Consider the following 14,810-nt stretch of genomic DNA (forward strand, 5'->3'; position numbering starts at 1 on the left):
GCCACACCATCTCCGGCCTTCGCAAACACCGTCAGGCGTTCCAGAGCGCGGCAAGCTGCCGGGTGGCCAGCCGGGACGGTACGGCGCGGAGCAACGCGTCGCGTACCCACGCGGCCACGCCGGTCTGGGAGGTCAGCCGCGATTGCCGGTACGCCGCCCGCATCATGCGGTTGGCCCGGGGTCTGCGCTCGGCGTCGTAGCGCAGGAGCCGCTGGGCGACGTCCGCCGGCTCGGCGCCGGTCAGGTGGCGGGTGAGCGCGGCCGCGTCTTCGAAGGCCTGGCTGGCGCCCTGGCCGAGGTCGGGTGACATGGCGTGCGCGGCGTCGCCCAGGAGCGCGATCCTGCCGGCCGCGAACGAGGGCAGGGGTTCGGCCAGGCGGGTGATCGGGTCGACGTAGATGTCGGCGGGCGGGGTGGCCTCGATCAGCGCTGGGACGAGAGGGTGCCAGTCGGCCATCAGGGACAGCATCTGCCGGCGTGCCTCGTCCGCGCCGGGCGGCGTGCCGCGCAGGGCGGAGTCGGTGAACCAGTACAGGCGGTCCTCGCCGACGGGGAACAGGCCGAACATCGCCCCGCTGCGGCGGTCGACCAGCTGGCTGACGAGCAGATCCGTTACGAGGCCGGCAGGACGGGCCAGCATGCCGCGCAGGTCCAGCCGGCCGGTCCGCCGCAGCCCGGGGTGGCCGGGGAAGAGCTGGTCGCGCAGCCTGCTGCCGATGCCGTCGGCCGCGATCACGGCGTCGGCTCTGGCGATGGGGTTGCCGTCGCTGATCACGGTCACCCCGGTAGGGTCGGGCTCCAGGCGCTCGACCGGGGTCGCGGTTCGCACCACGCTCGCCGGCAGCGGGGCACGTAACGCCCGGTGCAGGTCCGCCCGGTCGACCATGGCGGGCGTCTCGACCTCCTGCTGCGCCTGGACCAGGTCGGTGACCAGCAGCGGCCGTCCGCGCCAGTCCCGCAATCCACCGTGGGTCCCATGCATGACGTGCCCGCGAATGCCATCGGCGAGCCCGAGCGCTTCCAGCGCGCGAATCCCGTTGGGCATGACGACGATCCCCGTCCCCGCTTCCCGGAGCTCGGCGCCCCGTTCGAAGAGGGTCACCTCATGACCCAGACGATGCAGCCCCACCGCGGCCGCCACTCCTCCGAGCCCGGCGCCGACCACCACGACCCTCACGAGAACCTCCTCGCCGATTCACTACGATCGTACTAGTACGGCTATTGGTAGCATGGTCGCATGCCGCCCACCAATCCGGCCCGTCGCCAAGCCCTGACCGACACCGCCATCGAACTGCTGGCGTCGTCGGGCGTGCACGGACTGACCCACCGCGCGGTGGAGAAGGCGGCCGGCCTCCCGCCTGGAACGGCCTCGAACTACTTCCGCAGCCGGGAGGCGCTGCTGGTGGCCGTCGCGGAGCGCATCGCCGAGCTGCATCACGCCGACACCGACCTGGCCATCCAGCAGCCCGCGACGCTGGTCGACCTGCTGACGGAATCGCTGCTCACAGCGGCGACCGTCTTGCGCAACCGCTATCTGGCGATCTTCGAACTGCAGCTGGAGGCCGCGCGCCGGCCTGCGCTCGCCTCGGTGCTCGCGGGTCTGCGGGACACGGCGTTGCACGTCACCGCCGGGCACCACGACGAACTCGGCCTCACCATCCCCCGCGAGAAGATCCCCGCCCTGATCGCGCTCTACGGGGGTGCGCTGTTCACGCTGGTCAGCGCGCCGTCAGGGAGCGTCAGCAGGGACGTGGTCCAGAACGTGGTTCAGGTCATCGTGTACGGCTGTGCCGGAGACGTCCAGCGGCGGCCTTGACCCGGCCGCACTGCCGGGGCTGCCTCAGCTGGAGGGGCGTGGCGACGATGAGCGCCGCCACCAGGGCCGTGGCCGCGGCGGCCCTTCACCGGTTGCCTCCGGCTCGGGCCGGCGTGAGGACGCGGCCCTCAGCGTGGGACCAGGTGCTACGTGCTGCGGCTACGGTGGCTGGAGACGATCAGCGGGCAGCGACCCGGCCGGGGCCGCCGTGGTGCGGCCCGATGGCACGGGCGACGGCAGGCCCGGTGGTGACGGGTGCCGGCCGACGGGTGAGGCCTCACGGCCGAGGGTGCGAGCGTGTCGCCGGCCTCCCGGGAGGTACGGCCGGGCTTCTGGGAGTCAGGTGCCGGGGGAGCGGGCAACAGCACCTCTTCCAGGCGCTGCATGAGCATCAGCCCGATGAAGGCCAGCAGGGGGACGGCGAGCGTCAGGAGAATGGTTCTTCACCCCCTGCGGCGGCATCTCGATGCGAGCCCGCGCCGGATCCCCGTGAACTCGTATCGCCGGGTGCCCGCCATGCGTGTGTCAGCCGTTGATCTCGATCTGCCGGGCGCGGCCCTGCTCGGACCCAAGCTCTTTCACCTCCATCGGGGAGGGGACGGCCGGCGGCCGCCCTCGATGTGCCGGGCTACCCGCGCCTTCTACCAATCCCCATGGCGGCTAAACCGTAAGGAATAACCGAGTCCGCTGAGATGCCGTGCGCCGCCTGCACAACATCGTCAAGACCGCCGCCCTGCTCGCCCTGCTCACCTCCGTCGTCCTGGCGCTGGGCTACTGGGCCGGCGGCCGGACCGGACTGGTCGTGGCCCTGATGCTGTCCCTGGGCCTCAACGTCGCGCGTACTTCTTCTCCGACAGGCTCGCGTTGCGGGCGATGCGGGCCCGGCCGCTCACCCAGGCCGAGGCGCCGGGCGTCTTCGCCATGGTCGCCGAGCTCGCCGCCGAAGCGGGTCAGCCCATGCCACGCCTGTACGTGAGCCCCATCCGGCAGCCGAACGACTTCGCCACCGGCCGCAGCCCCGGCCACGCGGCCGTGTGCGTCACCGAAGGAATCCTCGGCCTGACCGCGCGAGAGCTGCGGGCCGTGCTCGGTCACGAACTGGCCCACGTGTACAACCGCGACATCCTCATCTCCAGCGTCGCCGCCACCCTGGCCGGCGCCATCACCATGCTCGCCGACCTGGCCTGGATCCTTCCTGTGAGTGCCGACGGTGACGACGGCGAGGACGGCGGCCCGGGTCTGCTCGGCTGGCCGGCCATGCTCCTCCTCGGTCCCCTCGCGGCCACGCTGATCAAGCTCGCCGTCAGCCGTACCAGGGAGTTCGCCGCCGCCGACGACGGCGTCGCCCTCACAGGCGACCCCCTGGCCCTCGCCGACGCGCTCGAGAAGATCCACGCCTGGACGCGCAGGAGGCCGCTGCCCGCAACCGGGCAACTGTCCGGCGTCGCGCACCTGATGATCGCCAACCCGCTGAGCGGTCACGGGCTCGCCGCGCTGTTCTCCACCCATCCACCGCTGTACCAGCGAGAACGACGACCGAGCCTCCGGCAAGCATGCTCGCAGCCTTCCACCTGACGGGCGCGCTACACCCGCTCGCCGGGGCCAGGGGCAGAGCTTCCGGGTCGGGAACGTCGTCTTGAAGCCGGTGGACGACGCGGAGGAGGCCGAATGGTGCGCAGAGCCCTGATCTTCCGGCTGGACACCTCGGCCCTCTTCGAAGGCGTGGGCAGGACACTCCCAAGAGGAGCCGGCACGCTTCGCATGTGTCACCCGCCTGGTGGAGGAGCGGATTCACACAGATCCTGACTTCGGCACCTGACCCTGGCACTGGGGGGCGCGGGTCACACGGCAATTGTCGGTGATCGAATGTAAGGTCCCCGCATGGACGAGACATCCAGGAGCCGACGCGCCGTACACGCCTACGTTGACAGTGCCGAACGACGTGACTGGGAGACCTTCGGCGCCCTGCTCGCCGAGGATGTGGTGTACGAGATGCCGCAAAGCCGTGAACGAATCCGCGGGAAGTCGGCCTTCCTCCAGTTCAACATGGAATATCCCGGTGATTGGCACCTTCAGACACGGCGCATCGTCGCCGACGGCCGCCATGCCGCGGCGTGGATCGACGCGCGCGTCGGCGCCGAGCATCAGGACGCGTGCGTGTGGTTTGAGATCTCCGACGAGGGACTGATCAGCCGGATCGTGGACTACTGGCCAGAGCCGTATGAACCACCGTCTGGTCGCGAGCACCTCGTGGAACGCTGGTAACCCGGTCGCGGCCTCCCTGACGCCGCGAGCTCCGGCGCAGGCCCGGACGATCCAGCCGGTCGCCGGCACCGCGTGCACGCGGTCCGCGAGGTCCGGCCTCCGCGCATCTGCCTTCCCGATCGATGGGGGAGCGGCTCCTCCATGTGGCCGGTACGACTCCGCCAGGTGGCCGGGCAGGCCGAGCCCGCGGGTGGAAGCGGCTGATTCCGCCGACCGGCCACAGTGTGGAGCACCTGCCCGAACCCACTGAAAGGTCATGACGTGGAAGGTCTGCGCACCCTGTCCACCACCGCTCTGCACACCCCGGCCGCCGTCACCGGGACACAGGGGTGAAGGCGATGGCGCGCCGTCACCCCGCCGTCCGGATCGCGATGCGCGTCACCCTGGCGCTGATCCTGCTCGCCATAGTCGCCGCGGCCGGGACCTTCGCCGCCCTGAGCCGGGGCGGCGAGCCCCAGACCGAGGCGCACCTCGGCCCCCAGCCCCGCCTCGCCGAGCCGGACACCTTCCCGATCCCCAAGGTCAACGCGCCCGACGTGATCGGGTGGCCCGCGGGCAAGACCCCCACCGCGCCCGCGGGCTTCTCCGTCACGCGGTTCGCGGGCGACCTGGACCACCCCCGCTGGCTCTACCAGCTGCCCAACCGCGACGTCCTGGTCGCCGAATCCTCCACCCTGCCCAAGGAACCCGACTCGCCGGTGCGGCGGCTGCTGTCCTGGCTGCGCCGCAACGACGGCTCCACCGCCGAACGCAGCGCCAACCGCATCACCCTGCTGCGCGACACCGACGGTGACGGCGTCGCCGACGTCCGCAGCACCTTCCTGGACGGCCTCCGCCAGCCGTTCGGCATGGCCCTGCTCAGGCCCGCGGCCCCGTACGCGGTCGCCCCGGACGCCCCGCCCGGCACCGAGACCATGTTCTACGTGGCCAACACCGACGGAGTGTGGCGCTTTCCGTACCGGCTCGGCGACACCCGCATCACCACGTCCGGCGAGAAGATCCTCGACCTGCCCGCCGGCGGATACAACAACCACTGGACCCGCAACCTGCTGGCCGCCGCCGACGGCTCCAAGATCTACGTCACGGTCGGCTCGGCCGGCAACGCCGGCGAATACGGCCTGCAGGTCGAGCACCGGCGCGCCGCCGTCCTGGAGGTCAACCCCGACGGCAGCGGCGAACGCCTCCTGGCCTCCGGCATCAGGAACCCCAACGGCCTGGCCGTCGAGCCGGCCACCGGAACGCTCTGGACGGTCGTCAACGAACGCGACGTCCTCGGCGACGACGTGTCCCCCGACTACCTGACCAGAATCCGCCCCGGCGACTTCTACGGCTGGCCGTGGAGCTACTGGGGCCGCAACGTCGACGACCGCGTCCAGCCGCCCCGCCCGGACCTGGTGGCCAAGGCTCTGCGCCCGGACTACTCCCTCGGCGCGCACACCGCGCCGCTCGGGCTGGCGTTCTCCACCACCTTCCCCGAGCCCTACCGGGGTGGTGCGTTCATCGGCGAGCACGGCTCGTGGAACCGCGGCGACCCGGTTGGTTACAAGGTCGTCTACGTGCCCTTCGCCAACGGCATGCCCAGCGGCAAACCCCGGGACTTCCTCACCGGATTCAAGCCGGACCCCGCCGGCAGCACCACCTACGGACGCCCCGCCGGAGTCATCACCGACGCCGCCGGCGGACTGCTGGTCGCCGACGACGCCGGCAACACCGTCTGGCGGGCCGCACCCGCCAAATGACGCGTATCGGGCCACCTTCCGTCCTCACACCCAGGTCACGGCGACGACGGCGTTGACCGGGGCGACCATCCCAGCGGCCGTCCCCCGGCCCTTGCCTCGGGCGTCGTCGTCCCCCTCGGCGGCGATGCGGCGGCGATGCGGAGGCGATGCGGAGGCGGTGCGGAGGCGGTGCGGCGGTGGCGCAGAAGAGCACGACGGCGGCGAGGGCCGGCTTCACGCCGATTTCGGGACCGTTGGTTGATGGTCGACTCGCCGACGGCACGGGCCGCGGCCAGCGGCACGCCGGTCGCCAGGAAGGCCGCCGCGCCGCTGTCCTCGGGGCCTGTCGGTGACCGCTTCCGCCCGTGGGCTCGCTCCGGCGGCCACTTGGCGGACCTGCCCCGGCCAGTTGGGGGAGCCGCCGCGGCCCGTCGGAGGCCTAGCATCGGTGCCGTGCTCGACCGCTGGATGGAACGTCTCTTCGACGACCACGCGGCCGCCGCGCGCCTGGTGGCCCTGTCGGTGCTGGCCCTTGGCGACCTCCGGCTGCTGCACCGCCCGGAGCGGCCGGCCGACTGGGCGCTGGCGCTCGGCGGGCTGGCCGTCTGCCTGGCCGGCGTGCGCCTGCCGCTGATCGCGACCGCCGTGCTGTCCGGCCTTGTCGTGGCCGGCGACATGCTGGACACCAGCGTGAGCGTGCCGCTCAAGGTGATGGTGGTGGTGGCGCTGTTCGAGCTGGCGTTGCGCGGCGGCGGGCGGCGGCTCGCCGCCGGGGCGGGGGTGGCGGCGGCCTTCCTGGCCGTGCACGCCATGTCCGCGCCGTCGGCCGAGGTGCTGCCGACCCTCTTCCGGCTGGCGGTCCTGGAGGGCGTGCCGCTGCTGCTGGGGGCGTACGTACGGCTGATGCGCGAGAACGCCCGCCAGGCCAGGGAACGCGCCGCCGCCGAGGCACACCGGCGCCGGTCGGAGACGCTGGCCGCACGGGCCGCCGAGCGTACGGCGATCGCCCGCGAGCTGCACGACCTGGTGGCCCACCACGTGTCGTCCATGGTGCTGCGGGTCGGTGTGGCCAGGCACGTGCTGCCCGCAGCCGATGCCCGCGTGACTCAGGTGCTCGACGATCTGCACGCTTCGGGGAGCGCCGCACTGGCAGACCTGCGGCGACTGGTGGCGGTGCTGCGCGACCCCGCACAGGTGGACCCCGAAGGCCCGTTCTTCTCGTTGATCGACTGGACGGACCTGCCCGAGGCATTGGAGAGTGCCGTGGCGCGAGCCCGGCAAACCGGCCTCGCCGTGCGATCCGCGATCGATCCGGCGGTGTCCGGACTGGACTCGGTACGCGGGCTGACGGTGCTGCGGCTGGTCCAGGAAGGGCTGGCCAACGCGGCCAAGCACGCGGATAAACGCGCCCAGGTCGAGGTGTGCGTACGGGTGACGGACGGCACGGTCCACCTGGAGATCACCGACGACGGGACGCCGGGGAAACCCGTGGGGCAGGGGCATGGCTTGATGGGGATGGCGGAGCGGGTCGAGCTGCTCGGGGGCCGGTTCGAGGCGGGACCGGCGGGGCGCGGGTGGCGGTTGGCGGCCGAGCTGCCGCAGGACCGTATGGCGGTGTACGCGTGATCCGGGTGCTGCTGGCCGACGATCAGAAGCTCGTCCGCGTGGGGCTGCGCATGCTCTGCGAGTCCGACCCGGAGGTCGAGGTGGTCGGGGAGGCCGGCGACGGGCGCGAGGCGGTGCGGCTGGCCGACGTACTGCTGCCGGATGTGATCTTGATGGATCTGCGGATGCCGGGGGTGGACGGGATCGCCGCGACAGAACGCATCATGGCCGCCTGCCCGGCCAGCCGCATCGTCGTGCTCACCACATTCGACGACGACGATCATCTCTATCCGGCCCTGGCCGCCGGGGCGTTCGGGTTCCTGGTGAAGGACTCGCCGCCGGCGGACCTGCTCGCCGCCCTGCGCAGGGCCGTGGACGGCGAGCCGCCGTTCAGCCAGGGGGTGCTGCGACGGCTGGTGGCGCAGGCCGTACGCACGCGCGGGGCGCGGCCGCGGACGGCGCTGCCCGAGCTGCCCGAGCTGAGCCCGCGCGAGCGGGACGTCCTCGCCATGGTGGGCGCCGGGCTGTCGAATCGGGAGATCGCCGAACGCCTGTACCTCGGCGTGTCGACGGTCAAGACCCACCTCGCCAACCTGATGCGCAAGACCGGCGCCCAGAACCGGATCCGGCTGGCCGTGCTCGCCGCCCAGGCCGTGGAGAACGCGGAGTAGCGGCCCGGCGTCAGGAGCTCGTGAGGATGACGAGTCGCTGGGTCGCTCGGGTCATCGCGACATAGCGGTCGACCGCTCCTTCGATGCCCTGGCCGAACTCCTCTGGGTCGATGAGGACGACCAGGTCGAACTCGAGCCCCTTCGACAGCTCCGGGGTCAGCGACCGGACCCGGGGCCTCTCCTCGAACGTGGGATCGCCGATGACGCAGGCGATGCCGTCGGCATGCGCGTCGAGCCAGGTGTCGAGGATCGAGCCGAGGTCCGAAGCGGATCCGTGGACGACCGGGACGCCGCTGCTGCGGATGGAGGCCGGCACGTTGGCGTCCGGGAGCACGGCCCGGATGACCGGCTCGGCCTCCGCCATGACCTCTTCCGGCGTCCGGTAGTTGATGCTCAGGGAGGCCAGGGTGATCCGGTCCAGCCCGATCCGCTCGAGCCGTTCCTGCCACGACTCGGTGAACCCGTGCCTGGCCTGGGCGCGGTCCCCGACGATGGTGAAGCTCCGGGACGGGCAGCGGAGCAGCAGCATCTGCCACTCGGCGTCGGTGAGTTCCTGAGCCTCGTCCACGACGATGTGGGCGAACGGGCCGGCGAGCCGGTCCGGGTCGGTGGCGGGCAGCGCGGCCTCGTCGACCAGGGTGTTCCGCATGTCCTGTCCGCGCAGCATCGTCACCAGCCCTTCACCGTCGTCATCGGCCTCGAGCAGGTTGTCGACGACCTGCGCCATGCGCTCGCGCTGGGCGGCGACGGCGGCGTCGTTCCGGCGCTTACGTCGCGACGCCTCCGGGTCGCCGAGCCGCTGCCGTGCCGCGTCCAGGAGCGGCAGGTCGGACACCGTCCAGGCCTGGGGGTCATCGCGCTGCAGCTTCCGGACGTCGCCGGGGCTGAGCCAGGGAGCGCACATCCGCAGGTAGGCGGGCACCGACCACAGGTCTCCGACCAGGTCAGCCGCTTCGATGAGCGGCCAGGCGCGGTTGAAGGCCGTGAGCAGGTCCCGGTTCTGCAGCAGCGACTTGCGGAGCAGACCGGCCGAGACCTCGTCGTCCTCATGCTTGTCCACCAGGATCGTGAGCAGCTCCTCCCAGATCTGGTCGCGCGCCTCGTTGTGCGGGGTGCCGGGCTCCGGTGCGTCGAACGCCTCGGCCCAGTCGTCGGCACTCACCCAGATGTCGGACCAGTGGGTCGTGACCGTCATCCCCTTGGTGGGCGGGTTCTCGTAGAACCTGACGGCCGGCTCGATCGCCTTCACCATGTCCGCGGACGCCTTCAGGCGGGCCACGTCCGGGTCGGTCTCGACCGCTGCCGCGGCTCCCTCGGCGACAAGGTCCCGCAGGGTGCAGGTCTGCACGCCCTCCTCTCCGAGGCTGGGGAGTACGTCCGCGACGTAGGCCAGGTAGGGCTGGTGCGGACCGACGAACAGCACGCCGCCCCGGCGCTGACCCAGGCGGGGGTCGGAGTAGAGGAGGTAGGCGGAGCGGTGGAGGGCGACGACCGTCTTCCCCGTACCCGGACCGCCGTCGACGACGAGAGCGCCGCGGGATCCGGCGCGGATGATGGCGTCCTGGTCGGCCTGGATGGTGCCGAGGACGTCCCGCATCCGTGGCGACCGGCTGCTGCCCAGGCTGGCGATGAAGGCGGACTGGTCGTCGAGCGCGGCGTGCCCTTCGATCCCGTCGGAGGTGAACACCTCGTCCCAGTAGTCGCTGATCCGGCCGCGGGTCCAGCGGTATCTGCGGCGGCTGGCCAGACCCATAGGGTTGGCGTGGGTGGCTCCGAAGAACGGCTCAGCCGCGGGGGAGCGCCAGTCGAGCAGCAGCCGGCGACCCGCGCTGTCCGTGAGGCCGAGCCGCCCGACATACACGGGCTCGGGGGCGTCGGCGAAGACCATGTGGCCGAGGCACAGGTCCAGGCCGAAGCGACGCAGCGCACGCAGGCGGGCGGTCAGCCGGTGGATCTCCAGGTCCCGGTCCAGGGCCTGCCGGCCCGCGCCGCCGGGCGCCTTGCGCTCGGCGTCGAGGCGGTCGGACAGGTCGGCGATCGCCTGCTCGAGGCTCTCCGCGATGGCCGCGAAGTGCTGCTCATCGCCGGCGATCAGTGTCGGGTCGGCCTTGGGGGAGAGGTGGCCGGGAAGGTCAAACGCGCTGGTGGTCAGCGGGTTCACGTCATCAGCTCCGATGTGAGGTCGCTTGCGACCATCAGGGGTTACGGGTTCGCGTGTTCTGGGGGCCTGATCCCGGCGTGCTCGCGTGGTCACGCGGGCACGGGCGGCCTTTCCCGGGTGACCGCGTCGAGCAGCAGCTTCGCGGCCTCCGCCGCCCCGTCGGTGCGGATCGTGCCGGCCACGGCGGTCGCTCGTGCGCGGGTCTCGGGGGCCAGGGCCGTTTCGAGCGCGGCTGACAGGGACTCGCGGCGGCCCTGCGCGCGGATGGCCTCGATCGCCACCCGGGCGATGTCCTCCGAGACGTGGCGCATGCTGCCGAGGCCGACGTACACCGGCGGTGCGCCGGCGTCCAGGAACGCCGCCAACCCGGCCGGGAGCGGGCGCTCGTCCGGCAGCATCCACGCACCGGTCCGCACGACGTCGAGGTCCGAGGTCTCCTGCCACGGGCCCAGGGTCGGGTCCGCCGCCGGCCACGGCCGGCCGGTGAAGAGGAAGTCGCGGACGTCGTCCACCGGTGGCAGGCCGATCGAGGCCCGGTGGGTGGTGAGCGCCTCGCGGCGCAGCGCGTTGTAGGTCTGGGCGTTCAGGTCCCACAGCACCCGGTTGTCGATCACCCCCGGTGGGGAACGGCCGGCCCGGCAGCAGCGCCGGCGGCGTGTGGTGCGGGGTCACGCGCCGGGAGGCGTCCGCCGCCGACGACGGTCGCACCATCGAGCGCATCGGCGGGCCGACCGGCACCAGCGGGACGCCGACACGGGCAGGCGGCTCCGCGAACTCCTCGTCGGGCGGCGCGCACACCCGCACCTCCGCCCCGAGGTCCCGCAGCCGCACGGCGAGCCCCGCCATCGGTTCGACGTCCCCGCGCGACCCGTACGTCGCCAACAACACCCGCATTTCGCATCCCCCTTTCCGCAGGTTCCGGCCTCGGCCGACGATTCTGCGGCACGACCCGGGTCTTGCCGCAAGCCCCCGGGTCCGCTATACGTTGAGAGTGGAAAGGAGCGGGTCATCCCCTTTCCGTTGTCTGAGCCGCCTCCGGGCGAGCAGCTGGAGATCTACGACATCGCGAAAACCGTGCCACGCGGCAGGACCAGGCGGTGATCGCCGGATCAGAGCCGGCTGACTCCGGCAGCGCATCGCCGGTCCTCGGGGCGCGCAGCGGGGGTGCGTCCTCGGTCACTGGGCAGATGGACGGGTCGTCGAGACCGGAGTCGTCCGCGGTGCGCAGCCCGATGACCGCCGTCGTGGCGTCCGTCGGGTGTCCTGCCTCGAAGCTCGGCGTCGTCATCGCCGGAGGTGCCTCCGGAGGAATCGCAGCGTGGACTGGTGCAGCGTCGTGCGGTGCGGGACGGTCGCCCAGGCGTGGTCCGCGCCCTCGACGACTTCGAGTTCGGCGTTGCCGGCGTAGTGGTCCAGGTAACGGCGGGCGTACTCGAGGGGAGCGATGTCGTCCGCGTCGCCGTGCAGGATGTGGACCGGGCCGGTGTACGCTCGGGACCGCCCGTAGACATCGAGACCGGCGATGTCCTCGACGAGCTCGGGACTCATCCGGTAGCCGTCGGCGTCGAAGTAGCCCTTCTTCTCGATCTGCGCCGCGAGGCTCCGGCCCTTGAGGTAGCCGCTCCCGATCTCGAAGGGAGCCACGGCGGCCGGGGACCACAGGCACAGCGCGCTGATCCCGGGCTCCTCGGCGGCGGCGATGCCGGCGACCACGCCACCCATGCTCATGCCGAGCAGGCCCAGCCGGCCGGGGTCGACGAAGTCGAGGGTCCGGACCGTCCGCACCACCGCGCGGGTTTCGGCGATCTCGCCGCTGATGGTCACGTCGAAGAAGTCGCCGTCGCTCTCGCCGTGGCCGGAGAGGTCGAACCGGACCGAGGCGATCCCGTTGGCCTCCAGCAGCCGGGACATGCCGACGAAGGACGGCAGTTCGAGCCGGTTGGAGGCGAATCCGTGGACGAACACCGCGGTCGGCCAGAGGGTTCCGGCCGGGCCCTCGGGGATGTGGAGTGTTGAGCGCAGCGTCAGGCCGTTGTGACGGAAGTCGTGATAACGGATCAAGGGTCGCCTTTCAGATCGTCTCGCGGGCGGCGGCGTTCAGCTCGACCGGCTCTCCGAGCTGGGAGGCCTTGGGCAGCCGCGGCACCCAGACCAGGCCGATGACCGCCGCGACCAGCATCAGGCCGAACAGCGCGCCGAACATCAGCCGGGTGTTGGCCAGGGCGAAGGCGGGAGTGACCAGGGCGGCCAGTCCGGCGACGGCCCGGGTGAAGGCCATCGTCACCCCGCCGGCGGTGGCCCGCAGCAGGGTGGGGAACAGTTCCTGGGACCAGACCTTGTAGATGGACTCGCCGGCGAAGGCGTTGCCGAGACCGGAGATCAGCATGACGGCGACCAGGGCGAACTTGGTCGGCCCCAGCAGGGCGGGGAGCGCCCAGGCGACGACGATCAGAGCGGAGCCCGCGGCGAACCAGACCTGCCGGGCCGGCCGGTCGACCACCCGCATGAACACCAGGCCGGCGACGAAGCCGATCGGCAGTCCGAGGAGGGACAGCTGCGAGAACTGCGCGACCTCTCCCTTGGCCAGAGCGGTCCACAGGAAGGTGCCGAACTGGCCGAGGGTGTTCGCGCCGAGGTTCCAGGCGGCGTAGTACAGGCCGGTCGCCAGCAGGGCGTAGACGGCCGGGGCCCGGAAGAGCTCCCTGATGCGGCCGAACCGGATGGCCTCGGAGCCCGCGGTGGTGTTCGCGTCGGCGGCCCGGCGCGCGGCCGCCCATTCGGCCGACTCGCTCAGGGTCAGGCGAAGGAGCAGCACGATGACGGCCACGATCAGCAGGTGGGCGAAGAGTATGCGGCCGCCCAGCATGCCCTGCACGCCCATGAATGAGCTCAGCACCAGCACGGCCACGATGCCGGCGAGCCACAGCATGCTGGAGAACACCACCATGGTGCCCTTCTTGCCGGCCGGCGCCTCCTCGTTGACGAGGGCGAGCGACACGGGGAGATCCGCGCCGATGGCCAGACCGGTCGCGACGACACCGGCGTACAGCAGGGCCGGTCCCGGCGCCAGGAGCAGCAGAAGGATGCCGACCGCGTAGAGCATGAGTGAGAGGGTGAAGATTTTCCGGCGGCCGAACCGGTCGCCCAGCCGGCCGCCGAACAGCGCGCCGGCCGCGAACGTCAGCGTCTGCAGGCCCAGCAGGGATCCGATGGTCTCGGCGCTGAGCTGGAGCGCGGCGGCGTAGTAACCGCCGATGGCGATTCCCGAGGTCACCAGGGCTCCGGCGTCCAGATACGACGCCATACCGGCGAGGATCGCGGTCTTCCAGGGGTTTCTCGTGGGGTTTCCGATGTCGTGCATGGGGGGTCCTCTTCGTTGACTGCCGACGACGGGACGGTGGGGGCCTGAGAGGGCAGCGCCTGGCCGGAGCCAACGGAATCCTGCCACGGAGCGTTAACTTAAAGCTGTCACTTAAACGTGTAGGTTAACTGCTCGTAAGCTAGTCGTGGCGGTTGGCTTTGGCAAGAGGTTTGTCAGAGAGTGGGGTGCATGACCGGGACGTCTGGCGGTAGGCGGGTAACGAGCGGGGATGTCGCGAGGGAGGCCGGAGTCTCCCGCGCGACGGTGAGCTACGTCCTCAACGACACCCCTCACCAGAAGATCGCCGAGGAGACGCGCCGCCGGGTGCTGGATGCGGCCGCCCGGCTCGGCTACGCGCCGTCGGCATCGGCGCGCGCACTGCGGAGGGGGCGCTCGGACATCGTGCTCGGCCTGCTGCCGGACTGGCCGATCCAGCATGTCCTGGGACGGCTGATCCAGCAGCTGACCAAGGCCTTCGCCGAACACGAGCTCACCTTCCTCGTGCACTCGTCGGCTCCCCCCGCTCGGCCCCTGCGGGAGATCTGGAAGGCCATGACGCCTGCGGCGGTGCTGGCGCTGGCCGAGTTCCCCGAGGCCGAGGCCGAGGCCATGCGGGCGGCAGGCATCGAGGTCGTCATGGCGGCGCACGGTTCGGTACGCGGGGAGCCGCGGCCTCCTCTGGTGTTCGAGGAGCCGATCGGCGCGGCCCAGGCCCGCCACCTCGTCGGCTCCCACCGCCGGCTCGGCTACGCCTACCCGGACCTGCCGACACTCGACGTCCTGGCCCAGCCGCGCCTGGACGGCGTCCGCAAGGTCTGCGCCGAGCTCGGTCTCCCGCAGCCGGATGTCCGAACCGTCCCCCTCGACCCGGACGATGCCGCCGAGGCGGTGAAGGCGTGGCTCGCCGCCGACCCGGCGGTGACGGGCATCTGCGCGTTCAACGACGACGTCGCCCTGGCCGTGCTCGCCGCCCTGCAGTCCCTGGGGCTGCGGGCCCCGCAGGATCTCGCTGTGATCGGCGTCGACGACATCCCCGGCGCGGCGCTGGCACAGCCACCGCTCACCACGATCGTCCGCGACACCGCCACCCTCGCGCGGGGCCTGGCCCGCCGCGTCGTCGACGCCCTCGACGGGAAACAGGACCCTCCGGATCCCATCCAGGATCCGCTACGGGTTCACGTGCGGGAATCGGCCTGACGGCTCTGCGCCGGGT

12 protein-coding genes are annotated in these 14,810 nt (G+C 71.8%); 7 read left to right on the top strand and 5 right to left on the bottom strand.

Features of this window, described 5'->3' with window-relative positions; genetic code table 11:
* Nucleotides 1–31 precede the first annotated feature (31 nt).
* Complete coding sequence (locus ID574_RS06485) at nt 32–1,177, bottom strand: FAD-dependent monooxygenase (RefSeq protein ID WP_188187794.1); 1,146 nt, start codon at nt 1,175–1,177, stop codon at nt 32–34.
* A 60-nt stretch (nt 1,178–1,237) separates the two neighbouring features.
* On the opposite strand from ID574_RS06485, the gene ID574_RS06490 reads away from it, so the two are divergent.
* The 6 genes from ID574_RS06490 (at nt 1,238) to ID574_RS06515 (ending at nt 8,075) form a co-directional block, all read left to right on the top strand.
* Nucleotides 1,238–1,816, top strand: coding sequence for a TetR/AcrR family transcriptional regulator (locus ID574_RS06490; RefSeq protein ID WP_188187795.1), 579 nt, complete (start codon nt 1,238–1,240; stop codon nt 1,814–1,816).
* Between the two features lie 873 nt (nt 1,817–2,689).
* Nucleotides 2,690–3,391 (top strand): M48 family metalloprotease, encoded by a 702-nt coding sequence (locus tag ID574_RS06495; RefSeq protein ID WP_223166407.1) that lies wholly within the window; start codon nt 2,690–2,692, stop codon nt 3,389–3,391.
* Nucleotides 3,392–3,697: 306 nt separating this feature from the next.
* Nucleotides 3,698–4,081, top strand: a complete 384-nt coding sequence (locus tag ID574_RS06500; protein WP_188187796.1) for a nuclear transport factor 2 family protein — start codon at nt 3,698–3,700, stop codon at nt 4,079–4,081.
* A gap of 338 nt (nt 4,082–4,419) precedes the next feature.
* Nucleotides 4,420–5,820, top strand: coding sequence for a PQQ-dependent sugar dehydrogenase (locus ID574_RS06505; protein WP_223166408.1), 1,401 nt, complete (start codon nt 4,420–4,422; stop codon nt 5,818–5,820).
* A 432-nt stretch (nt 5,821–6,252) separates the two neighbouring features.
* Nucleotides 6,253–7,425, top strand: coding sequence for a sensor histidine kinase (locus ID574_RS06510; RefSeq protein WP_223166409.1), 1,173 nt, complete (start codon nt 6,253–6,255; stop codon nt 7,423–7,425).
* Nucleotides 7,422–8,075: a response regulator gene (locus ID574_RS06515; protein ID WP_188187797.1), complete on the top strand. Its 654-nt coding sequence runs from the start codon at nt 7,422–7,424 to the stop codon at nt 8,073–8,075. Before ID574_RS06510 ends, ID574_RS06515 begins: the two co-directional genes overlap by 4 nt.
* Nucleotides 8,076–8,085: 10 nt before the next feature.
* On the opposite strand, the gene helR is transcribed toward ID574_RS06515, so the two are convergent.
* From helR to ID574_RS06535, 4 genes are all read right to left on the bottom strand, one after another.
* On the bottom strand, nt 8,086–10,236 hold the full coding sequence (gene helR / locus ID574_RS06520; protein ID WP_188187798.1) for an RNA polymerase recycling motor ATPase HelR: 2,151 nt from the start codon (nt 10,234–10,236) through the stop codon (nt 8,086–8,088).
* A gap of 89 nt (nt 10,237–10,325) precedes the next feature.
* Entirely contained in the window at nt 10,326–10,850 is a 525-nt protein-coding gene (locus ID574_RS06525) for a glycosyltransferase family protein (RefSeq protein ID WP_223166410.1), read from the bottom strand.
* 670 nt (nt 10,851–11,520) lie between these two features.
* Complete coding sequence (locus ID574_RS06530; protein ID WP_188187799.1) at nt 11,521–12,297, bottom strand: alpha/beta hydrolase; 777 nt, start codon at nt 12,295–12,297, stop codon at nt 11,521–11,523.
* 10 nt (nt 12,298–12,307) lie between these two features.
* Nucleotides 12,308–13,597: an MFS transporter gene (locus ID574_RS06535; protein ID WP_188187800.1), complete on the bottom strand. Its 1,290-nt coding sequence runs from the start codon at nt 13,595–13,597 to the stop codon at nt 12,308–12,310.
* 189 nt (nt 13,598–13,786) lie between these two features.
* Here ID574_RS06535 and ID574_RS06540 point away from each other — a divergent pair, with 189 nt between their 5' ends.
* Nucleotides 13,787–14,794, top strand: a complete 1,008-nt coding sequence (locus ID574_RS06540) for a LacI family DNA-binding transcriptional regulator (RefSeq protein ID WP_188187801.1) — start codon at nt 13,787–13,789, stop codon at nt 14,792–14,794.
* Nucleotides 14,795–14,810: the final 16 nt, after the last annotated feature.

The organism is Nonomuraea sp. SYSU D8015 (assembly GCF_008065375.1).
Classification (GTDB): domain Bacteria; phylum Actinomycetota; class Actinomycetes; order Streptosporangiales; family Streptosporangiaceae; genus Nonomuraea.